Raw genomic sequence first — 20,624 nt, forward strand, 5'->3', positions numbered from 1 at the left:
TCTCGCTCGCGAAGCCGTCGTCAGGAGTAGACCCGTGCTGCAGCCGTCGCATCAGTCCCTGCAGGTCGCCGTTCCGGCCCAGCGGGTGCCAGTGCGCAGTCATGACCAGGACGCCCCATGGCATACCGAGGCGGTGTGCCGACGAGACGAGGCCGGGCTGTTCTTCGCCCCGTCAAAGGAACCGACCGCCTCACGCCTGTCCCGGGAGGAAGCCGCGAAGCGCGTCTGCGGCGGGTGTCCCGTGATGGTCGAATGCCGGGAGCACGCACTGCTCCAGCCCGAGCCGTACGGCGTCTGGGGCGGCCTCACGGCCGCGGAGCGCCGCGTGGTGCTCGCCAGGCGGCGCCGGCGCGAGGTGGAGCTCAAGAAGGCCGCGCACACGTCCGCGGGCCCGATCGCAGCCGCCGGCTAGTTCTTCCGGCCCGTTCTTCCGGCCCGTTCTCGCGTACGCCGAAGGGGGCGTCCCCCGCACGGGGCGCCCCCTCCGGTGTGCGCAACTCGCGCGCTCCTGAGCCTACTTGGCCCGACGAGTACTCGTACTCGCGACTACTCGTGCCCGCGGCTACTCGTACTCGCGGCTACTTGGCGCGGTCGAAGTCGATGGCGCTGTAAGCGCGCAGCTTCGCCAGCCGGTGGTCGGAGTCGATCTTGCGGATCGTGCCCGACTTGGAGCGCATGACCAGGGACGAGGTCGAGGCCGTCTCCGCGGCGTAGCGCACGCCCTGGAGCAGCTCGCCGTCGGTGATGCCGGTCGCGACGAAGAAGACGTTGTCCCCGCGGACCAGGTCGGTCGTCGAAAGCGTGCGGTCCAGGTCGTGGCCCGCGTCGAGCGCGCGCTGGCGCTCCGCGTCGTCCTTCGGCCACAGCTTGCCCTGGATCGTCCCGCCGAGGCATTTGATCGCGCAGGCCGAGATGATGCCTTCGGGGGTGCCGCCGATGCCCATGAGCATGTCGACGCCGGTGCCCTCGCGCACGGCCATGATCGAACCGGCGACGTCGCCGTCCGAGATGAACTTGATGCGCGCGCCGGTCTCGCGGATCTCCTTGACGATGCCCTCGTGACGGGGGCGGTCCAGGATCATCACCGTGACGTCCTCGGGCGAGCGGCCCTTGGCCTTGGCGACGCGGCGGATGTTGACGGACGCCGGGGCGTTGATGTCGACGTAGTCGGCGGCCTCCGGGCCCGTGACCAGCTTGTCCATGTAGAAGACCGCGGACGGGTCGAACATGGCACCGCGGTCGGCGGCGGCGAGCACGGCGATGGCGTTCGGCATCCCCTTCGCGCACAGGGTCGTGCCGTCGATCGGGTCGACGGCGATGTCGACCTCGGCGCCGGTGGAGTCGCCGATGCGCTCCCCGTTGAAGAGCATCGGGGCCTCGTCCTTCTCGCCCTCACCGATGACGACGACGCCGTTCATCGAGACGGTGGAGACGAGGGTCCGCATGGCCCTGACGGCGGCGCCGTCGGCGCCGATCTTGTCGCCGCGGCCGACCCAGCGGCCCGCGGCCATGGCGGCGGCCTCGGTGACCCGGACGAGCTCCAGGGCGAGGTTGCGGTCGGGAGCCTCGGGAGAGACTTCGAGCTCGGAGGGGAGATGATGCTCGGTCATCGGAGCGCACCTTTCTGCTGATACGACGACGGCCGGATGAGGGTGTGGCACGACTCTATCCGTAGGTCGACAAAATGAGCAGAGGGCCCCACGCATGAGCGGATCGGGCGCCGGGGGGAGGACAGGGGACCACCGGGGGAAGAGGCGTGGCCGGGGCCTGAGAACATGGGGGCGTGGCAGGCAGACAAGGCAAGCAGACCGTACGGAACATGCTGTGGTCGATGGCGGTGATCGCCCTCGTCGCCGGCGTGATCTACGTCTTCATCCCGCACGACGACTCCGAGGCCCCCGTCAAGCGCGTCGACTACAGCATCGAGCTGCTGACCGCGCGACGTGCGGCGGCCTACCCCGTGGCCGCCCCCGAGGGCCTGGCCAAGGCGTGGAAGCCGACGTCGGTGCGGTTCGACGGCTCCAAGGGCGACAGCTGGCACCTGGGTTTCCTCGACCCGTCCGGTGAGTACGTCGCGGTCAAGCAGTCCACGGCCAAGCCGGTCAAGTTCATCGAGGAGGCCACGCAGCGGGCCGCGCGGACGAAGGCCACCGAGAAGATCGACGGCCAGACGTGGCACCGCTACGAGGGGCAGACGTACGACGCCCTGGTGCGCGAGGACAAGGGCGCGACGACGGTGGTCGCGGGCACGGCGTCGTTCGGGCAGCTGACGGAGATGGCGCAGGCGCTGAAGACGTCCTGAGTGGTTGTTGACGGGCGTTGTTGTGATGGGTGGTACGAGTGAGGGCCCCGGCGGCAGTCGCCGGGGCCCTCACTCGTACTGGGTGTGTCTCGGACTCAGACGGTCTCGATGACCTGGTCGAGCTCGAGGCGCGGGGAGCGCGGGAACCAGGCGTTCTCGGCGGGCTTGCCGATGTTGACGACCATCAGCGGGGTGTGGTCGCCGTCCAGGAACTCCTTCTGGACGCCGGCGGCGTCGAAGCCGGTCATCGGGCCCGCGGCCAGACCGGCGGCGCGTACGCCGATGATGAAGTAGGCGGCCTGCAGCGCGGCGTTGAGGTGGGCGGCGCCTTCACGGGCCGGACGCTCCGAGAAGAACACGTCCTTGGCCTGCGGGAAGTGCGGGAACAGCGCCGGCAGCTCCTCGTGGAACTCGTTGTCCGCGGAGAGGATCGCGACGAGCGGGGCACCCGCGGTCTTCGGCTGGTTGCCCTCGGCCATGTGCTGGACCAGGCGCTCGCGGGCCTCGGGGGAGCGGACCAGCGTGATGCGCAGCGACGACAGGTTGAAGGCGGTCGGGCCGAACTTGACCAGGTCGTAGATCGCCTGCACCTGCTCGTCGGTGACCGGCTCATCGGTGAAGGAGTTCGCGGTGCGGGCCTCGCGGAAGAGCAGGTCCTGTGCGGCGGGGTCAAGGACGAGAGACATGGATCAACCTTCTCGGTGCGTGCGTGGATCAGCTTGCGTCACCGACGGTACGGCCTTGCGGTTTAATCTTCAACAAAAAGCGGGGCGTGGTGATCCGCTTCACAGCGGGGCGGGGCGGGGCGGGGCGTGGGGGTGACCCTCTGTCTCAGCCCGACTCGCTTGGCCCGCCTGTCTCAACCCCCGGCGAGCTCGTCGCCGTCGTCCGCGTCCGTGTCGCCACCGGCGAGGGCGGCGTCCAGGCGGGCGCGGGCGCCGTCGAGCCAGCGGCGGCACACCTTGGCCAGTTCCTCGCCGCGCTCCCACAGGGCGAGCGACTCCTCCAGGGTGGTGCCGCCCGTCTCCAGGCGGCGTACGACCTCGATGAGCTCGTCCCGCGCCTGCTCGTAGCCGAGTGCGTCCGCCGGGCTCGCGGCCTCGTCCGTCTTGCTGGTCATGTGCCCCACCCTAAATGTCGGTTCGTACGGCTTGTGCGGCTCGCGCGTCCTGCGTCCTACGTCTTACTTCGCTGCTTCGGCTGCTTCGGCTTCCACGGCGTCCATGGCTTCCACGGCTCGTACGGTGAACGCGCCCTCGGCGACCCGTGCCCGCAGCTCCTCGCCGGGGGTCACCTCGTCCGCGGCCCGCACCACCGCACCGTCCGGCTTCTGCAGTACCGCGTACCCGCGCTGGAGCGTCGCGGCGGGGGAGAGGCCCACCACGCGCGCGTGGGTGTGCGTCAGCTCAGACTCGGCGCGGTCAAGCAGATGCCCGAGGGTGCGGCGGCTGCGGTCGACGAGCGCCGAGACCTGCTCCTCGCGCTCCTCGATCATGCGGTGCGGATTCTCCATGGAGGGCCGGGCGAGGGCGTGCGCGAGGCCGCGGTCCTCGCGGTCGAGGAAGGCGTCCATGCAGCGCCTGGCCCGGTCCCGCAGCCACCGCACGCGCTCGTACTCCTCGCCGACGTCCGGCACGACCTTCTTGGCGGCGTCGGTCGGGGTGGAGGCGCGCAGGTCGGCGACGTAATCGAGCAGGGGGTTGTCCGGCTCGTGGCCGATCGCGGAGACGACGGGCGTACGGCAGGAGGCGACGGCGCGTACGAGCTGCTCGTCCGAGAACGGCAGCAGGTCTTCGACGCTGCCGCCGCCGCGCGCCACGATGATCACGTCCACGGCGTCGAGCGCGTCAAGATCCTTCACGGCCTGCACGACCTGCGGTACGGCGTGCACGCCCTGGACGGGGACGTTGCGCACCTCGAAGCGGACGGCGGGCCAGCGGTGCCGGGCGTTCTCGAGGACGTCGCGCTCGGCGGCGGAGGCGCGGCCGGTGACGAGCCCGATGAGCTGGGGGAGGAAGGGGAGCGCCTTCTTCCGGTCGGCGGCGAAGAGCCCTTCCCCGGCGAGGCTCTTCTTCAACAGCTCGATCCGTGCGAGGAGTTCGCCCACACCGACGGGCTTTATCTCGACGGCCCGCAGGGACAGCTGCCCCCGGGGTGCGTACCACTCGGGCTTGGCGTGGACCACGACTCGGGCACCCTCGGAGACGACGTCGGCGACGGCGTCGAACACCTGGCGGTAACAGGTGACGCTGACGGAGATGTCGTGCGAGGGGTCGCGCAACGTCATGAACACGACGCCGGCGCCGGGCCTGCGGGACAGCTGGGTGATCTGCCCCTCGACCCACACGGCACCGAGCCGGTCGATCCACCCACCGATGAGCCGCGACACCTCACCGACGGGCAGCGGGGCATCAGCGGACGTATTCAAGGCCATGCGACGAGCGTATCGGCAGGGTCTGACAGGACGGGGGTTCCGTTGCGGCGAGGGGCGGCGGCCGTGCTTCTCCGCCCACCGTTGTTCCTACGTCGAGGACTGGACCCGGAGTTTCACGTGGGCGGGCGGGAAACATCCGCCGCGAAGCGGCGGCCTAGGACTCCCCACGACGAGCCCGCTGGCCAAGAAGCACCGCAAGCCCCACGACGAACCAGACCGCCCCCACCACCTGCGCGGACCCCGCGGCCTCCACGATCACCGCGATGGTGATCGCCGCCCCCAGCACGGGAACCAGCAGATGCCGCCACCAGCTGACGGGACCCCCCTGCCGTCGGACGGCGAACCACCCCACCACGCTCGCGTGGAGCAACACGAAGGCGGTCAGCGCACCCACATTCACCACCGACACCAGGTGATCCATCCCGTCGTCCCGCCGAGCCGCCCACACCGCGGCCACCAGCGTCACGACAGCCGCACACAGCAGCGCGAGCCGAGGCGTCCCCGAGTCGGTCTTGGACAGCGCACCCGGCAGCCGCCGGTCACGCGCCATCGCGTACAGCAGCCGCCCCGCGGCCGCCTGCCCGGCCAACGCCGCGAACGCCGCGCCGATCGCCTTGCTGACGGCCACCAGATCGTGCAGCCAGTCCCCGACCCCGGAGTCGACCGCATCGTAGAAGGCAGACCCCTGCTTGGCCGGCTCGGCGGCCAGCTGCGCCGACGACATCGGCTCGAGGAGCGCCACCAGGTACGTCTGGGCGACGAAGAGCACACCGGCCACCGCCAGACACACCAGCACCGCCCGCGCCACCTTCACCGAGCCCCCCGTCACCTCCTCCGCGAACGAGGCGATCGCGTCGAAGCCCAGATACGAGAGCACCGCCACCGACACCGCCCCCACCACGGCACCCAGCGCGAACGCCCCCTGCGAGCCGTCCCCGCTCAGCGGCGAGAGCCAGTCCCGCTGGGCCCCGTCCTGCGCCAGGACGACGATCGCCGACACCACGAAGACGAGGAGGACCACGATCTCCATGGCGAGGACGAGGAACCCGACCCGCGCGGCCGCCCGTACGCCCCACAGGTTCAGCGCGGTCGTCACCAGGACCGCGAGCGCCGTCCACACCCACCGGGAGACGGAGGGCACGAGCGCCTCCATCGCGATCCCGGAGAAGAGATAGGCGACGGCGGGGATGAGGAGATAGTCGAGCATCGCCATCCACCCGGCGATGAACCCGGGACCGTTGCCGAGCCCCACGCGCGCGTAGGCGAAGACCGAGCCCGCCTGGGGGACGACCTTCACCATCTGGGCGTAGCTGAACGCGGTGAACGCCATCGCGATCGTGGCGATGATGTAGACGAGGGCCACGGCGCCGTGCGACTTGGCGTCCAGCGTCCCGAAGACTCCGACCGGCGCCATCGGGGCGATGAACAGCAACCCGTAGACGACGAGATCACGGAAGCCGAGACTGCGGCGGAGGCCGTCGCCCTCGGCAGCGGCAGCGGCGGCGGCGGTGGTGTGGGCGCCGCCCGTCGTGTCTGAGTCGCCGGGGTTACCGGACTGGTTACCGGACATCGTGCCTCCGTAAGTGAACGCAGGCCTCCAGTCTCCCCAAGAAGCCGATCTTTGACGCGCTGGGCTCGGCCTTACGATGGGGGGTATGACTGCTTCGACTCCTGCCCGCCGAGTCCTGCTCGCCGCCCCCCGCGGCTACTGCGCGGGTGTGGACCGTGCCGTGATCGCCGTCGAGAAGGCCCTTGAGCAGTACGGGTCTCCGATCTATGTCCGCCACGAGATCGTTCACAACAAGTACGTGGTCCAGACCCTGGAGAAGAAGGGGGCCATCTTCGTCGACCAGACGGCGGAGGTCCCCGAGGGCTCCATCGTCATGTTCTCCGCGCACGGCGTGGCGCCGACGGTCCACGCGGAGGCCGCCGAGCGGAAACTGGCGACGATCGACGCGACATGCCCCCTGGTCACGAAGGTCCACAAGGAAGCCGTCCGGTTCGCCAAGGACGACTTCGACATCCTCCTGATCGGCCACGAGGGCCACGAGGAGGTCATCGGCACGTCCGGTGAGGCACCCGACCACATCACGCTGGTCGACGGCCCCGACGACGTCGCGAACGTCGAGGTCCGCGACCCCGACAAGGTCGTCTGGCTCTCCCAGACCACGCTCTCGGTCGACGAGACCATGGAGACGGTCGACGCCCTGAAGACCAAGTTCCCCGGCCTGATCTCCCCTCCCAGCGACGATATCTGCTACGCCACGCAGAACCGCCAGGTAGCGGTGAAGAAGCTGGCGGAGGACGCCGAGCTGGTCATCGTGGTCGGCTCCAAGAACTCCTCGAACTCGATCCGCATGGTCGAGGTCGCCCTGGACGCGGGCGCGGCCGCCTCGCACCTCGTCGACAACGCCGACGAGATCGACGAGGCCTGGCTGGAGGGCGTGACCACGGTCGGCCTCACCTCGGGCGCCTCCGTCCCCGACATCCTGGTGGACGGCGTCATCGAGTGGCTCGCCGAGCGGGGGTACGGCGACGTGGAGACGGTGAAGACGGCCGACGAGTCGATCACCTTCTCGCTGCCGAAGGAGCTCCGCCGTGACCTGCGCGCCGAGGCCGCGGAGCTGTCGAAGAAGTAACGCGAAGGCCGGGCCCGGGTCGTACGGTGGGTCTCATGCAGATCTTCGGTGTGGACATCGGCGGATCAGGGATCAAGGGCGCTCCCGTGGACCTGGACCGTGGTGACCTGGCAAAAGAACGGCACAAAGTACTGACACCGCAGCCGGCCACGCCCGACGGCGTGGCCGACAAGGTGCGCGAGGTGGTCGAGCACTTCGGCTGGACGGGCCCGATCGGCGCCACGTTCCCCGGCGTGATCACGGACGGCACGGCGCGCACGGCGGCCAACGTCGACAAGAGCTGGATCGGCACGGACATCGAGAGCCTGATCGCGGACCGGCTCGGTTCCACCGCGCCGGTCACCGTCCTGAACGACGCGGACGCGGCGGGCGTGGCCGAGATGCACTTCGGGGCGGGACGCGGCCGTACGGGCACGGTCATCCTGCTCACCCTCGGCACGGGCATCGGCAGCGCCCTCTTCACCGGCGGCCGCCTCGTCGCGAACACGGAGCTCGGCCATCTTGAGCTGCACGGACACGACGCGGAGAAGAAGGCGTCGTCCAAGGCCAAGGAGGACGAGGACCTCAGCTGGGAGCACTGGGCGCACCGCGTGCAGAAGTATCTGGCGCACGTGGAGATGCTGTTCTCGCCCGAGCTCTTCATCATCGGCGGCGGAGTGAGCCGCAAGTCGCACAAGTTCCTGCCGCTGATCAAGGACATCAGGGCGGAGATCGTCCCCGCGGAGCTGCAGAACAACGCGGGGATCGTGGGAGCGGCGATGGCGGCGGCGGAAAAGGATTAGCGCGAGGTAGGCCTACTGGCCGGCCTACGAGGTGGGCATGCGCCTCTTCGCCGACATGGCCGGCCCCCGCGGCGGGGCGGTGACGGGGGAGACGGCGCGTGCCCGGCGCCGCTGCCCCATGAGCTTGACGCGCCGCACGATCGCGACGAGAGCGGCGACGATCGTCCCGGCGTACAGCCAGCCCGCGTGCAGCGCGAGCGACGTGATGAGCCCCATGAAGTGTCCGCCGAAGCCGCCGCCGTTGCCCCCCGAGAGGGGCACGAGCCCTACGGCGAAGGCGATCGGCGCGGCCACCGGCGCGGTGAACAGGTCGGCGGGCCGCACCCAGTACGCGGTCAGCGCGCTCACGGGCAGGAAGAGCACGCCGTACGCGACCACGGAGCTGCCGAAGAGCAGCCACAGCAGGCAGGCGAGCAGGAACATCGTCGCGGCGCAGAAGAGCCCGCTGCCGAGCCCGGTGAGCCGCGGGTTCGGCATCGCGCGCAGTCTGCGGTAGAGCGGCAGTGCGCGCAGTTTGCGTACGACGGGCGGGGCGGGGCGGCGGGGGCGGGGCGCGGCGCGATAGACCGACCCCGCCGCGTCGGCGGGCCTGCCCTGCGGGGGCAGCGGTGCGGTGCGTCGCGGCGGCCGGGCCGGAGGCTGAGGGGGACGCGTCCTGTGTTGCTCCACCGGACCAACCTAGGACGAGCCGTACCGATAATCCTGCACGGGACACGCCCTTTGGCTGACCTTGGCCAAGCGTTCGATACAAGTCCGGTACGCCGACGAGGGCGGGGCCCGCACGCCGTAGACTGGGGGATCGCCCTACGGTCGCTCCGGCCCTCCGGGCCGTCCACCCACAGCACTCACGTACGGGAAGTCGCAACGTGTCGCTCACGATCGGAATCGTCGGCCTGCCCAATGTCGGCAAGTCGACCCTTTTCAACGCCCTGACCAAGAACGACGTCCTTGCGGCCAACTACCCGTTCGCGACGATCGAGCCGAACGTCGGCGTGGTCGGCGTCCCCGACCCCCGCCTCACGAAACTGGCCGAGATCTTTTCCTCGCAGAAGGTCTTGCCCGCCACGGTCGACTTCGTCGACATCGCGGGCATCGTGCGCGGCGCGAGCGAGGGCGAGGGCCTGGGCAACAAGTTCCTGGCGAACATTCGCGAGTCGGACGCGATCTGCCAGGTCATCCGCGCCTTCAAGGACGAGAACGTCGTGCACGTGGACGGCAAGGTCTCGCCCAAGGACGACATCGAGACGATCAACACCGAGCTGATCCTCGCCGACCTCCAGACCATCGAGAAGGTCCTCCCGCGCCTCCAGAAGGAATCGCGCATCAAGAAGGACGTCGCCCCGAAGGTGAAGGCGGTCGAGGAGGCCCAGGCGATCCTGGAGAAGGGCGACACGCTCTTCTCCCAGGGCATCGTCCAGGGGTCGGGCAGGGAAGAGCTCCTCCACGACCTCCACCTCCTCACGACGAAGCCCTTCCTCTACGTGTTCAACGTGGACGAGGACGAGCTGACGGACGAGGAGTTCCAGGCCGCGCAGAGCGCGCTGGTCGCCCCCGCGGAGGCGATCTTCCTCAACGCGAAGCTGGAGTCGGAGCTGGTGGAACTGGACGAGGACGAGGCCCTCGAACTCCTCCAGTCGGTGGGCCAGGAAGAGCCCGGCCTGGCCACCCTCGCCCACGTGGGCTTCCGCACCCTCGGCCTCCAGACGTACCTCACGGCCGGCCCGAAGGAATCCCGAGCCTGGACGATCCCGGCGGGCGCCACGGCCCCCGAGGCGGCAGGCGTGATCCACACGGACTTCCAGAAGGGCTTCATCAAGGCCGAGGTCATCTCTTTCGAGGACCTGGTGGAGGTCGGCTCGGTCGCAGAGGCCCGCGCAAAGGGCAAGGCGCGCATGGAGGGCAAGGAGTATGTGATGCAGGACGGGGATGTGGTGGAGTTCCGGTTCAACGTGTGAGCGGATGAAGCCGGCACGGCGTTTTGTGGCACGGGGATGGCCCCGCTCGTGAGAGCGGGGCCATCCCTTTGCGCTATCGGGTCGGAGCCCCCGCCGGCACCCCCACATACCCCACCGCCCGCGACGTGAACGTGCCGCGGCCCTGGGTGCGGCTGCGCAAGCGGGTTGCGTAGCCGAAGAGTTCGGACAGGGGGACCGTTGCCGTGAGGGTGGAGGTGCCGGCGCGGGTGGTGGTGTCGGTTACCTGGGCTCGGCGGGCTGCCAGGTCGCCCAGTACTCCGCCCACCGCGTCCTCCGGCACCGTTGCCGTCAGCTCCGCCACCGGTTCGAGGAGTTGCAGCATCGACTCCCGCAACGCCGTGCGCAGTGCGAATCTGCCCGCCGTGCGGAATGCCATCTCCGAAGAGTCCTTGGAGTGCGTTGCTCCGTCCGTCAGCGTGACCCGTACGCCCGTCACCGGGTGGCCGCCCAAGGGACCCTCCGTGAGCGCGTCCCTGCAGCCCGCCTCCACCGCTCGGATGTACTCCTGGGGGACCCTGCCGCCGGTCACCGTCGAGGAGAAGGCGAAGGTGGGTGTCGTCGTGCCCGGTTCTACCTCCATTGGTTCCACGTTCAGGACCACGTGTGCGAACTGGCCTGCCCCTCCGTCCTGTTTCACGTGCCGGTACACCAGGCCCGACACTCCGCGCACGACCGTCTCGCGGTACGCCACCTGCGGGCGGCCCACGCCGACCTCGATGCCGTGGGCGCGGCGGATCTTCTCCACCGCGACCTCCAGGTGCAGCTCACCCACGCCGGAGAGCACCGTCTGGCCCGTCTCGCGATCGACCCGTACCGCCAGCGACGGGTCCTCCTCGACCAGGCGGGCGAGGGCCGACGAGAGGCGTCCCGTGTCCAGGCTCCTGCGTGCCTCCACCGCGACCGAGACCACCGAAGCCGCCACCGCGGGAGGTTCCAGGACCAGAGGTGCCGCGGGGGAGCACAGCGTGGTGCCGGCGCGGGCCGTCTTCAGGCCCACCACAGCCACGATGTCCCCGGCCGTCGCCCGCTCCAGCTCCGCGTGGCGGTCCGCCTGCACGCGCAGAATCCGGCCGATCCGCTCCGTGCGGCCCGTGCCCGCGTCCATCACTGTCTCTCCCTTCGCGATCGTTCCCGAGTACACACGCACGTACGTGAGCCGCCCTGTCGCCGTGGCGTTCACCTTGAACGCCAGGCCCGCGAACGGCGCCGTGGCATCAGCGGGCCGCTCCTGCACCGTGTCGCCCAGCGTGCCGCGCACCGCCGGGACGTCCTGCGGCGACGGCAAGTAGGACACGACGGCCTCCAGGAGAGGTTCGATGCCGCGGTTGCGGTACGCCGAACCACACAGCACCACCACGCCCTCGCCGCTCAGGGTGAGGTCGCGCAGCGCCGCCTTCAGGGTGGCGGTGGTGAGCATGGATGTCCCGATGTATTCCTCCATCGCCGTCGCGTGCAGCTCGGCCACTCGCTCCTCCAACTCCCCTCTGCGTGCGCGTGCCTGGACGGCCAGGGCCTCGGGGATCTCCGTCGTCTCGTACGTGTCCTTGCCCGGGTGCCAGAGCAGTGCGCGCATGCGCAGCAGGTCCACCACTCCGGTGAACTCGCCCTCCCGCCCGATCGGCAGCTGCACCACCAGCGGGACCGTGTGCAGGCGTTCCCTGATCGACGCGACCGCCGTGTCGAGGTCCGCGCCCACCCGGTCCAGCTTGTTGACGAACGCGATCCGCGGCACGTCGTACCGGTCCGCCTGCCGCCACACCGACTCGCTCTGCGGCTCTACGCCCGCCACGGCGTCGAACACCGCCACCGCACCGTCGAGCACCCGCAGCGAACGCTCGACCTCGTCGGCGAAGTCGACGTGCCCGGGGGTGTCGATCAGGTTGATGCGGTGACCGTCCCAGGCGCAGCTGACCGCTGCCGCGAAAATGGTGATCCCGCGGTCGCGTTCCTGCGCGTCGAAGTCGGTGACGGTCGTGCCGTCATGTACCTCACCTCTCTTGTGGGTGGCGCCGGTCAGGAACAGGATCCGCTCGGTCACGGTCGTCTTGCCCGCGTCCACGTGGGCGAGGATGCCGAGATTGCGGACAGCGGTGAGTGAGGTGGCGGTGAAGGTGGACGTGGAGGCAGAAGTGGTGGTGTTGGTGCGCATGGCCCTTGTCTTTCCGGCTTTCGATGCGTGTGGGCGGGCAGCGCGATTCACGGGCGGGCCGAGCAGGGGACAATCGAGAAGAGGTCCGGCCTCAGTGGCCTGACTCAGGTCATCGCCGGCCTGACTCAGGTCATCGCCGCGGAGTTCAGTGACGGCCGCGCAGCCGGCACCGTACGCGCGAAGACACCAGGATCACGTCGAAACGTGTCCGGGGAGGGCGGGCAGCTGTGCGGTGACGCATGGCCCTGCCCCCTCACTCGGTCGGTCGGTCGCTCGGTTTACTCGACTGCTCAGCTCAAGTAGTCGAGCAATCGGCTGGCCCGAGTCTCGCAGCCCCCGCCCCCCGCCGCACCGCAATATTCCCGGCCCCCGACGCCGTGGATACATTACGGAGATGCCGAGCCCCCGTACCCGTGCCGACCTGATAGCCGACACCGCCCTGGCCCTGCTCGCCGAGCGCGGTGCACGCGGGCTGACCCATCGTGCGGTGGACGAGGCCGCCGGGCTTCCCCTGGGGGCTACCTCCAATCACGCGCGTACCCGGGCCGCGCTCCTCGCGGCCGCGGTGCGGCGGCTCGCCGAGCGGGAGTCGGAGCCGGGCCTCGGGGACGGTCAGGGCATGGAGGTGGAAGGGCTCGCCTCCGCGCTGGCCCGGGTGATGCGGCGCTCCGTCACCGAAGGCGCTCAACTTACGCGCGCACGAATGGAGTTGGCGCTCGAAGCCGGGCGGCGTCCGGAGCTGCGAGCGGCCTACGACATCGCGGGGCGGCGCTTCCTGGAGCAGATGACCGCGATCATGTCCGGGCTTGGGTTCCCCGACCCCGACCGGCAGGCACGCTCGCTGATCGCTTGGTGCCAGGGGACGCAGTTCGCGGTCGTGGCGGGCACGGAGACGGAGGCCCCGGTCGTGGAGGAGTGGCTGCGGGAAGACCTCGTCGAGCTGCTGTACGGGATGCGTGCGGGGCGTGCGCGGCGGCGCCTGACGTCCGTGCCGGCACAACCTCGCATCGAGGGGCCGATGGACGGCGCCTCCTGAACCCGCGAGGGGAACGGGTCACCGACCCGTGAAGGGATCACAGACCCGGCATGAGTTCATGACTGTCGGGATACCTCCGTGCGCCTTCAGAGTGGACACTCTCAGACACTGCGAGGAGAGCGCGCATGGAGGCCACGATCGATCTGCTGGAGCTGCCCGGCGGACGGCTGCGGCATCTCTGGTCGCTGCGTGAGGACGTGGTGGTCGAGTCCGACGCGCTCACGGGGTCCCTGGTGCTCACCTGGGACCACGGCACCGCCCGTATGGCGAGCCAGGGGCCCACCGTCCTCGAAGTGCTCCGGCGGATGCAACTGGGTCCGGTCCTTCTCGGCAACGCGCTGGTCGACAACGCGGTGGTCGACGACGCGCTGGTCGACGACGGCGAAGGGGGCCGCGTCCGGGACGCGAAGGTCTACTTCATGATGCGGCCGGTGTTCGGCCGCTTCCCCCATCTGCTGGTCCGCACCCTCGGGCTCGACGGCCTGAGCGGTCCGCTCCTGTCGATCGCGCCACTGGCCGGCGTCGGCGGGGCGCCCGCACCCCAGGCCGACGCGGGCCGCGCCTCCCTGGCCGTCCTGCCCCTGGATCAGGCGCGGCCCATCCGGCTCTTCCTGGGGCTTTCCTTCGCGTTCGACCCGCTCACGGCCACCTTCGAGTCGTGTACGGCCTCACACCGTCTGGTCATCCACCGGCAGGAGGCCATGATGGTCTTCGCGCTCGCCCTCGCCCGACCAGTGACGCTACAGGCCATCACTGCCGTACTGCCGCTGCCCGGCGACGTCACGGAGGGCGTCCTCTGCTACCTCGCGGCAGCGGGAGTTGCGGCCCAACCGGCGGCCTGAGAAACCCCGTTGAGGCCGCCGGTCGCGAGACTCACAGCCACCCGGAGTCATTCGCGATGCGGATCGCGTCCACCCTGTTGCGGGCGTTGAGCTTCGTCACCACGGTCGTCAGATAGTTCCGTACGGTCCCCACCGACAGGCGCAGCCGCTTCGCTATCTCCCCGGCGTCCGAACCCTGTGACGCGAGGCGCAGCACCTCGGTCTCGCGTGAGGTGAGCGGGCTGTCCGCGCTGCCCCATGCCGCCAGGGCCAGCTCCGAGTCGATGACCCGCTGGCCGGCCGCCACTTTCCTTACCGCCTGGGCGAGTTCCTGGGGCGGTGCGTCCTTGAGCAGATATCCGGAGACCTTGGCGGACATCGCCCGGCGCAGGGTGCCGGGGCGGCCGAGGCTGGTCAGGATCAGGGTGCGGCACTGAGGCAGTCGTTCGTGCAGTTGCTCCGCCGCGCTCAGTCCGTCGAGGCCGGGAAGATCGATGTCGATGATGGCGACGTCCGGCTGGAACTCACGGGCCGTGGAGAGAATCTCGTCGCCGCGTTCCACGCTTGCCACGACGTCCAGATCATGTTCGAGGTTCAACAAGGCGACCAATGCGCCTCTCAGCATGTACATATCCTCGGCGAGCATTACACGGATCATCGATAGCCCCCCATGATTACCCGTATCGCGAACCCCCGTTGATGCTCGCGGACACATGTTATCAGCCGCCTAGAACGCGCCATTCGGATTTATTCGCCCGGTTTTCTGGGGTTGCTCCGCACTGTTTCGGACGACGGCCTGCGCGGGTACCTCGGCGACGAGACGGAACCAGCCCCCGCAGGCCGGGGGTATCTCCTTCTCGCGTTCGGTGATCAGCCGGCCGTCGATCTCGCCGAGCCGCTGTTCCAGGTTGCCGAGGCCGTTTCCGCTGTCCGGGGACGCGTCGTGATAGTCGTCCACCACACCGTCGTTGATGATCGTCAGCCTGGCCGTTCCGTCGTCGACCACCGCGGTGATGTTGCAGTGTGACGCCTTGCTGTGGCGCAGCAGATTGGTGACGCCCTCGCGCAGGACCGTGGCGAGCGCCGTGCCGGCCCGGGAGCTGATCTCCTCGACGGCCGGGTCGAGGACCACCTCGACCTCGACCTCCGCCGCGTCGAGCACCGACTTGGCCGACGACACCTCCTGTACGAGCGACATGTCGCGGTAGCTGCGGGCCACCCTGCGGACGTCGCCGAGCGCCTGCCGGGAGATGGCGAGGACCTCCTCCACCTCCTGGTCGGCGCGGGGGTGCTGGGCCCGGATCAGCCGCTGGAGGAGCTCGCTCTTGAGCACGATCGCGGAGATGCTGTAGCCGAGGAGGTCGTGCAAGTCCCTTGCCAGGCGCAGGCGTTCACTCGCGACGGCCATCCTGGCTATCTCCGCGCGCGCCGCGTACACCTCGTCGACGAGGGACGACAGACGGGACAGGCCGTAGATCACCAGGCCGGTGAGCAGGGTGCTCTGGCACATGTAGACCAGGTCGATCACCGACATCCCGGCGATGGCCCCGGGGACCAGCAGGCTCAGCCCGGTCACCCCGTAGAGCGGCCAGGCTGCCCGGGGCGGCAGCAGGAGCAGCAGCGAGCCGCCGAGGAAGCCCGCCATCGCTCCCCACAGGATGCCGAAGAAGACCAGGGGCAGGTAGGTGAGCAGGGCCTGGGCGCCCAGGGTGGCGGCTTTCCTCCAGGGTGAGGCGCGGTCGGCTCCCGGTCTGGAATGCACGAGTTGCAGGCCGAAGACGGCGGAGAGCGTGACGAGTCCGGTGATGAGCTGAGGCGTGGAAGGCTTCTGGCTCAGCAGGTTGATCGCGGTGATGCCGAGATAGCAGATGAGCGCCGCCAACAGGATGACGTGGGCCAGCCGGGGGGCAGGCCGAGGGCTCCATCGGGAACCAGCCACGTCAGACGTGTCCTTGGTGTCGCTGTGCATCCTCGAAGTGCTCCTCTTCTGCCAGGAGAGCGTACGAGAGCGCTTCTTCTCGGGCGCTCCCGAACCCCGGGCCCGTGGTATTCGGCCACAACGCTCTTCCAGCAGACCTTACGTGGGATGGCTGCGCATCAGTCCCTTCCGGGGAAAACCGTGCTTTCGCATGAACTCGCTTAGGGGCGCTCGGACTTTGCGTTGTGCGGCACCCGGAGAAATACCCCTCTTGTTAGACGTGCTGTCAGACGAAGAGAGGGATCGGGTTGAGTTCCGCGTACGGCGTCGGCTCCGCGATCCGGCCGAGCGCGACGGGAACGTCGTAGAGGCGCCCGGGCGCGTATCTCGCCCAGAAGTGCCGGAGTCCGGGAACGACGACCTTGACCACGGGAAGGCCGATGTCGGGGCGGGTCTGGTCGAGTACGAGCAGATCCATGCCGTGCGAGGCGAGCAGACCGGTGGCCGCCGAGAGGTCGTCCCGCAGGTCGCCCCGCGCGGTGTAGTCCCAGGAGTGGGGTGCCCGCGGGGCCGCGTCGGGCGCGGGGGTCAGATAGGGCTGGGTGGCGGTCGTCTCGCGGCGCCACCAGTGGACGGCTTCCGGCTGGTCGACGCGGTAGCCCGAGCCGTCGGGACGCGCCCCCGAGACGGCGGGCAGGAGCTGGCCCATCTCCGTCAGGGCCCGGCGCAGCGCGATACGGGGATCGAGGTGGGCGCCGAAGCCGAAGATGATGTCCTCGGAGGGTTTGTCGGTGCGCCGGGAGAGGGCCACGACGACGGGGATGCCCAGGTCGGACGTGAGGTCGAGCGCCCAGATCTCCCGGTTGAACCGGCTGTACCCCTCGTGGAGTTGGTCGATGTACGGCTCGGCGAAGGAGTCCAGGTCGATGCCCGGCTGGCGCGTGCGGTTGTACCACCACAGGGCCACCGCGTCGCGCTCGACCAGCTCCAGGAAGCCCTGGAGCACGGCGTCCTCGAAGCTGCTGCCGGCCGCGTTGCCGTTGGAGTCCGCGATCGGGTCGCCCGCGGCCACCGTGTCGGCGGGGAAGTACAGCATGCCGGTCGGCAGGAGCCGGTGCGTGCCCGTGGCCAGGGACCACAGGGGGGTCCAGTCGACGGGCCGGTTCTCGTCGAAGCGTTCCGGTACGTGGGTGAAGGGCGAGCGGGCCGCGTTCCAGCGGGACCGGTCGCGAAATTGCCGGTCGTCGTACAGCTGGCAGGAGTTGGGGTGCAGGGCCACGTCGCCGAGGCCGCGCAAGGTGTCGCGCACCGTCGCCTCGTCACCGCGCCGGGTGCCGCTGTAGCGCTCGATGGCCTCGCCGAGCGCGCTGACCTTCGCCTCCTCGGCGGTCAGGCCCTTGCCGCCGCTGAGCGAGCGGAGCCCGGCGCGCAGTCCGGACAGGGTGCTTGCCTCCATGGCGAGGTTCTGGCCCGACACATAGGCCTGGGTGAAGTCGGGGGCGCCGGGCGCCCGGCGGATCTCCTTCACCACGCCCGTGACCGGGCCGACCAGGTGGCCGTAGCGCTCCAGCATCCGCGCGGTGCTCATCGCGCGGTGCCCGCCGCCCGTTCCGTCCGCGGCCTTCGGGCGGCTCCGCGGCCGGGTGGGCCGCCAGCCGCGTTCGCTCATGAGCGCCGGGTCGCCGCACGAAGCGCACTGCGGGAGGCGGGACACCGGGTGGGTCGCGGTGCGCAGCGTGAGGGTGTCGAGGGTGCGTACGGCGCTCTGTTCCGCACTGCGCAGCCCGCTCGCCCACTTGACCGCTTCGAGGACCGCGGCCTGCACGGCGAGGGCACGCCCGGTCGGCAGGTCGGCCGCGGGCCTGGCCACCGGGTGGTCCAGGCGCAGGGCGCGTTGCAGGGGCAGTTCGGTGGTGCGGTGGCCGCGCAGCCGGGTCGCGAGGCAGGACCAGCAGGGCCCGTCGTCGGGCCGGAACACCGGCCCGAACCACGGCTCGGGTCCGCCGAGGCGTACGAGGAGCCAGGGGCGCCCCGTCGCCCGGTGCTCGGCGTCCACCTCGCGCAGGCCGGGGGAGAGATAGTCGTCGCACAGGACGAGGCTGAGGCAGGAGTCCTCCGCCGCCTCGGTGATCCGCAGGCCCGAGGCCGCGCAGGCCTCGCGCACCCGGACCTCGTCGGCGAGACCGGGCGCCCCAAAAGCCCCGGGCGGCGTCACGATCCGTACGGCCGCCCGCGCGGCCTCCTCGGTGGCGCGGGCTCCGTCGAGGCCCGCGAGATCCCAGTAGGCCTCGGCGGCCCGGTCGGCCGGCGACCTGCCCGCCCGCTGCTGGAAGCGAAGCAGCCCGGCGTCCGCGAGGACCCGCAGGGCGTCGCCGACCTCCTCCGAGGACAGGGAAGCGGCGGCGGCGAGGGCGACGGCGGCGGGTGTGCGGGTCCCGTCGAGCAGGGGGGCCAGCGCCTCCGCCTGCGCCCCGCGCAGTGCCGTGATCCCGGAGTGCGACACCAGATAGGCCGCTTCCCCGGGGACGACCGCGCAGCGAAGGTGGCTCTTGAACTCGACGAACGCGGTCTGTTCCCCCGTCCGCGTCATGCGTGGGAGAGCTCGTTGACCGTGCCGGTGCCGGACATGAGGGTGCAGAAGGTGAACAGGGCCACCGCGTCGTCGGCGCCGGAGTCGAGGTGGTCCACGACGAGTGCGGGACGCGGGGAGGTGTGGCCGTCCGCGGCGGCGGGGAGCGTGAGTGCGCCGGCAATGATCTCGATCATCAGCACGTTCCTTTTCGGTCTGGGGAGGCGTTCTCCGTTGCCAGAATCCTCATACGGGGAAAGCGTCCGCAGAAAGTGAAGGGCTCACCACTGGGGGGTGAGACTTTCCCATGCGCCACCTTCAGATCTCACCCCGGTGTCGCCCCGGAACCGCCGCGGTAATCGGAAACCTCCATTCACCTTCGCGCCACCGAATGGCAGGGGCTCTTCTGGAGGATTCGATTCCGGCGTCGTGATTTCTTCACGGGTGTGACGTGGTCACATCCCGGGGCAGAGAAACCCACCCCGAACGCCGGTACGCACCCACTGTTTCCGGCCCCGGTCCGAATGGAATCTTCGGTGTCCATGAGGGTCACCGAGACGCCGTACCTGCCGCAGGCGGCGCACACCGCCGCCGCCGGGCCGAACCTGTTCTGCCTGCCGTGTGCGGGCGGCGGCGCGTCCGCCTACGCACGGTGGCAGCGGGAGCTCGACGTGCGCGGCGCCGCAGTGCGGGTGCTGCCGGTGCAGCCGCCGGGCCGTGAGGAGCGCGCCCACGAGACGCGGTTCACCGACCTGGACGCGCTGGTGGAGGAGCTGGACGAGCAGCTGGACGACGCGTTCTCGCGGCCCCACCTGCTGTACGGGCACAGCATGGGCGCCTTCATCGCCCATGCGCTGACCCTGCGCAGACAGCGGCGGGGAGCTGTTCTGCCGAGGGCGCTCGTCCTCAGCTCCCACCGCGCGCCCCACATACCGCCCAACCGGATCCTGGACCCGGCGGCGGACGACGAGGAACTGGCCACGAGGCTGGCGGAACTGGGCGGCATTCCGCCCGAGCTGGCCGCGCGGCGCAGATTCCGGCAGCGCTTCATGCCGCTGGTCCGGGACGATCTCAGGCTCTGCTCGGGGGTGGTGAAAGAGGACGAGATCGAACCGCTGCGGGTGCCTCTGCGCCTGTTCGTGGGGGAGCGGGACCGGCTGGTGCCGGTCCACAAGATGGCCGCTTGGTCGGAGCACGGAAACCGGGGGTCCGAGCTGCGCACGATGCCGGGCGGACACTTCTTCGTCCGCTCCCAGGAGAGCGCCTTGCTGGATGAACTCGCGGATGTGCTGCGCGAGTTCGGTGCCGTACCGGCCGAGTAATCCCATTCTCGAAAGGAACACGGAACGTGAAGATAGTGATCGCCCGGCGGGGGACTCCGGTCTGGCTGGAATCCGCATCGCTGGTCAGCAAGGTGTTCGGGACGAGTTTCGGGGCGCGGGTGTCCCCGGATCCGGATCAGTTCATCGCGTACGTAGGACGGAAGGACGGCGGCCCCGAGGAGGTGGAGGCCTGCATCGGGATCTCCTTCCCGGAGAACGGGCCGATCTTCCTCGAGCGGTATTTGGACGGGTCGATCGAGGACGCGCTGTGCGAGGCGGCCGGCCAGCAGGTGCGGCGGCACCAGATCGTGCAGCTCGGCAGTGTCGCCTCGGTCGCGAACCTGGCGGGTGCGGAGATCTACCGCGCGCTGCCGCTGATCCAGGCCTGCCTGGGCCGGTCGTACGCCGCCATGACGATGACCAACCGGTCGGCGGCGCTCGCCAAGCGCCTCGGCCTCATCACCCACCGCCTGTGCGACGCCGACGGCACGCGCCTGGGCGCCGAGGAACTGGCGCGCTGGGGAACCTTCTACGACCAGCGGCCCGCGGTGCGCTGGGGCCGCCTTGCCGACCACTCCCAGCAGCTGGTCACGGGGGTCGAGCGCTACGCACTCGACTCCGTCGACATCCGCCTGCTCTCCCCGAACCGAACGGAGCTGACCCGTGCTGCCTGACG

20 protein-coding genes are annotated in these 20,624 nt (G+C 70.0%); 9 read left to right on the plus strand and 11 right to left on the minus strand.

The window, feature by feature from the left end; translation table 11 throughout:
• The first annotated feature begins 34 nt into the window (after positions 1-34).
• Positions 35-412 (plus strand): WhiB family transcriptional regulator, encoded by a 378-nt coding sequence (locus AB0I66_RS18835; protein WP_363208982.1) that lies wholly within the window; start codon positions 35-37, stop codon positions 410-412.
• 166 nt (positions 413-578) lie between these two features.
• Here AB0I66_RS18835 and glpX read toward each other — a convergent pair whose 3' ends face one another.
• Positions 579-1,610 carry a class II fructose-bisphosphatase gene (gene glpX, locus AB0I66_RS18840; RefSeq protein WP_363208983.1) on the minus strand — a complete coding sequence of 344 codons (1,032 nt, stop codon included), beginning with the start codon at positions 1,608-1,610 and terminating at the stop codon, positions 579-581.
• A 173-nt stretch (positions 1,611-1,783) separates the two neighbouring features.
• On the opposite strand from glpX, the gene AB0I66_RS18845 reads away from it, so the two are divergent.
• Positions 1,784-2,302 (plus strand): DUF4245 domain-containing protein, encoded by a 519-nt coding sequence (locus tag AB0I66_RS18845; RefSeq protein WP_363208984.1) that lies wholly within the window; start codon positions 1,784-1,786, stop codon positions 2,300-2,302.
• Positions 2,303-2,397: 95 nt separating this feature from the next.
• On the opposite strand, the gene AB0I66_RS18850 is transcribed toward AB0I66_RS18845, so the two are convergent.
• The 4 genes from AB0I66_RS18850 to AB0I66_RS18865 all read right to left on the minus strand — a co-directional run bounded on the left by AB0I66_RS18850 (position 2,398) and on the right by AB0I66_RS18865 (position 6,306).
• Entirely contained in the window at positions 2,398-2,988 is a 591-nt protein-coding gene (locus AB0I66_RS18850) for a malonic semialdehyde reductase (protein WP_363208985.1), read from the minus strand.
• Positions 2,989-3,161: 173 nt separating this feature from the next.
• Positions 3,162-3,422, minus strand: a complete 261-nt coding sequence (locus AB0I66_RS18855) for an exodeoxyribonuclease VII small subunit (protein WP_363208986.1) — start codon at positions 3,420-3,422, stop codon at positions 3,162-3,164.
• 63 nt (positions 3,423-3,485) lie between these two features.
• A complete protein-coding gene (xseA, locus tag AB0I66_RS18860) occupies positions 3,486-4,736 on the minus strand; it encodes an exodeoxyribonuclease VII large subunit (protein WP_363208987.1) in 1,251 nt (416 codons plus the stop codon).
• A 154-nt stretch (positions 4,737-4,890) separates the two neighbouring features.
• Entirely contained in the window at positions 4,891-6,306 is a 1,416-nt protein-coding gene (locus AB0I66_RS18865; protein WP_363208988.1) for an APC family permease, read from the minus strand.
• Positions 6,307-6,382: 76 nt separating this feature from the next.
• Here AB0I66_RS18865 and AB0I66_RS18870 point away from each other — a divergent pair, with 76 nt between their 5' ends.
• A complete protein-coding gene (locus AB0I66_RS18870; RefSeq protein WP_363208989.1) occupies positions 6,383-7,375 on the plus strand; it encodes a 4-hydroxy-3-methylbut-2-enyl diphosphate reductase in 993 nt (330 codons plus the stop codon).
• A gap of 35 nt (positions 7,376-7,410) precedes the next feature.
• Complete coding sequence (ppgK, locus tag AB0I66_RS18875) at positions 7,411-8,157, plus strand: polyphosphate--glucose phosphotransferase (RefSeq protein ID WP_363208990.1); 747 nt, start codon at positions 7,411-7,413, stop codon at positions 8,155-8,157.
• A gap of 24 nt (positions 8,158-8,181) precedes the next feature.
• On the opposite strand, the gene AB0I66_RS18880 is transcribed toward ppgK, so the two are convergent.
• A complete protein-coding gene (locus tag AB0I66_RS18880) occupies positions 8,182-8,826 on the minus strand; it encodes a DUF6542 domain-containing protein (protein WP_363208991.1) in 645 nt (214 codons plus the stop codon).
• Between the two features lie 197 nt (positions 8,827-9,023).
• Here AB0I66_RS18880 and ychF point away from each other — a divergent pair, with 197 nt between their 5' ends.
• Complete coding sequence (gene ychF / locus AB0I66_RS18885; RefSeq protein WP_363208992.1) at positions 9,024-10,112, plus strand: redox-regulated ATPase YchF; 1,089 nt, start codon at positions 9,024-9,026, stop codon at positions 10,110-10,112.
• A 73-nt stretch (positions 10,113-10,185) separates the two neighbouring features.
• Here the strand turns inward: ychF and fusA are convergent, their stop codons facing one another.
• Positions 10,186-12,282 (minus strand): elongation factor G, encoded by a 2,097-nt coding sequence (fusA, locus tag AB0I66_RS18890; RefSeq protein WP_363208993.1) that lies wholly within the window; start codon positions 12,280-12,282, stop codon positions 10,186-10,188.
• 394 nt (positions 12,283-12,676) lie between these two features.
• On the opposite strand from fusA, the gene AB0I66_RS18895 reads away from it, so the two are divergent.
• Positions 12,677-13,318, plus strand: a complete 642-nt coding sequence (locus tag AB0I66_RS18895; protein WP_363208994.1) for a TetR/AcrR family transcriptional regulator — start codon at positions 12,677-12,679, stop codon at positions 13,316-13,318.
• Positions 13,319-13,443: 125 nt separating this feature from the next.
• Positions 13,444-14,160, plus strand: coding sequence for an NADH oxidase (locus AB0I66_RS18900; protein ID WP_363208995.1), 717 nt, complete (start codon positions 13,444-13,446; stop codon positions 14,158-14,160).
• Between the two features lie 31 nt (positions 14,161-14,191).
• Here AB0I66_RS18900 and AB0I66_RS18905 read toward each other — a convergent pair whose 3' ends face one another.
• From AB0I66_RS18905 to AB0I66_RS18920, 4 genes are all read right to left on the minus strand, one after another.
• Positions 14,192-14,797, minus strand: a complete 606-nt coding sequence (locus AB0I66_RS18905) for a response regulator transcription factor (RefSeq protein WP_363208996.1) — start codon at positions 14,795-14,797, stop codon at positions 14,192-14,194.
• Between the two features lie 69 nt (positions 14,798-14,866).
• The gene (locus AB0I66_RS18910) at positions 14,867-16,108 is read right to left on the minus strand and encodes a histidine kinase (RefSeq protein ID WP_363208997.1); all 1,242 of its coding nucleotides are present in this window, start codon (positions 16,106-16,108) and stop codon (positions 14,867-14,869) included.
• 235 nt (positions 16,109-16,343) lie between these two features.
• Positions 16,344-18,647 carry a TOMM precursor leader peptide-binding protein gene (locus tag AB0I66_RS18915; RefSeq protein ID WP_363208998.1) on the minus strand — a complete coding sequence of 768 codons (2,304 nt, stop codon included), beginning with the start codon at positions 18,645-18,647 and terminating at the stop codon, positions 16,344-16,346.
• A complete protein-coding gene (locus AB0I66_RS18920; protein ID WP_363208999.1) occupies positions 18,644-18,823 on the minus strand; it encodes a hypothetical protein in 180 nt (59 codons plus the stop codon). The genes AB0I66_RS18915 and AB0I66_RS18920 overlap by 4 nt, the downstream gene beginning before the upstream one ends.
• Positions 18,824-19,168: 345 nt before the next feature.
• Between AB0I66_RS18920 and AB0I66_RS18925 the strand changes: the two genes are divergently transcribed.
• Positions 19,169-19,948: an alpha/beta fold hydrolase gene (locus tag AB0I66_RS18925; protein WP_363209000.1), complete on the plus strand. Its 780-nt coding sequence runs from the start codon at positions 19,169-19,171 to the stop codon at positions 19,946-19,948.
• 26 nt (positions 19,949-19,974) lie between these two features.
• Positions 19,975-20,622 (plus strand): thermostable hemolysin, encoded by a 648-nt coding sequence (locus AB0I66_RS18930; protein ID WP_363209001.1) that lies wholly within the window; start codon positions 19,975-19,977, stop codon positions 20,620-20,622.
• Positions 20,623-20,624 lie beyond the last annotated feature (2 nt).

It is taken from the genome of Streptomyces sp. NPDC050439 (assembly GCF_040655335.1).
Taxonomy (GTDB): domain Bacteria; phylum Actinomycetota; class Actinomycetes; order Streptomycetales; family Streptomycetaceae; genus Streptomyces.

Excerpts from the sequence above, each read along its gene's own strand:
- glpX (WP_363208983.1), bottom strand. The coding sequence starts at position 1,610 with ATGACCGAGCATCATCTCCCCTCCGAGCTCGAAGTCTCTCCCGAGGCT.
- AB0I66_RS18850 (WP_363208985.1), bottom strand. The coding sequence starts at position 2,988 with ATGTCTCTCGTCCTTGACCCCGCCGCACAGGACCTGCTCTTCCGCGAG.
- AB0I66_RS18855 (WP_363208986.1), bottom strand. The coding sequence starts at position 3,422 with ATGACCAGCAAGACGGACGAGGCCGCGAGCCCGGCGGACGCACTCGGC.
- xseA (WP_363208987.1), bottom strand. The coding sequence starts at position 4,736 with ATGGCCTTGAATACGTCCGCTGATGCCCCGCTGCCCGTCGGTGAGGTG.
- AB0I66_RS18865 (WP_363208988.1), bottom strand. The coding sequence starts at position 6,306 with ATGTCCGGTAACCAGTCCGGTAACCCCGGCGACTCAGACACGACGGGC.
- AB0I66_RS18870 (WP_363208989.1), top strand. The coding sequence starts at position 6,383 with ATGGGGGGTATGACTGCTTCGACTCCTGCCCGCCGAGTCCTGCTCGCC.
- ppgK (WP_363208990.1), top strand. The coding sequence starts at position 7,411 with ATGCAGATCTTCGGTGTGGACATCGGCGGATCAGGGATCAAGGGCGCT.
- fusA (WP_363208993.1), bottom strand. The coding sequence starts at position 12,282 with ATGCGCACCAACACCACCACTTCTGCCTCCACGTCCACCTTCACCGCC.
- AB0I66_RS18895 (WP_363208994.1), top strand. The coding sequence starts at position 12,677 with ATGCCGAGCCCCCGTACCCGTGCCGACCTGATAGCCGACACCGCCCTG.
- AB0I66_RS18900 (WP_363208995.1), top strand. The coding sequence starts at position 13,444 with ATGGAGGCCACGATCGATCTGCTGGAGCTGCCCGGCGGACGGCTGCGG.
- AB0I66_RS18905 (WP_363208996.1), bottom strand. The coding sequence starts at position 14,797 with ATGATCCGTGTAATGCTCGCCGAGGATATGTACATGCTGAGAGGCGCA.
- AB0I66_RS18910 (WP_363208997.1), bottom strand. The coding sequence starts at position 16,108 with ATGCACAGCGACACCAAGGACACGTCTGACGTGGCTGGTTCCCGATGG.
- AB0I66_RS18915 (WP_363208998.1), bottom strand. The coding sequence starts at position 18,647 with ATGACGCGGACGGGGGAACAGACCGCGTTCGTCGAGTTCAAGAGCCAC.
- AB0I66_RS18920 (WP_363208999.1), bottom strand. The coding sequence starts at position 18,823 with ATGATCGAGATCATTGCCGGCGCACTCACGCTCCCCGCCGCCGCGGAC.
- AB0I66_RS18925 (WP_363209000.1), top strand. The coding sequence starts at position 19,169 with ATGAGGGTCACCGAGACGCCGTACCTGCCGCAGGCGGCGCACACCGCC.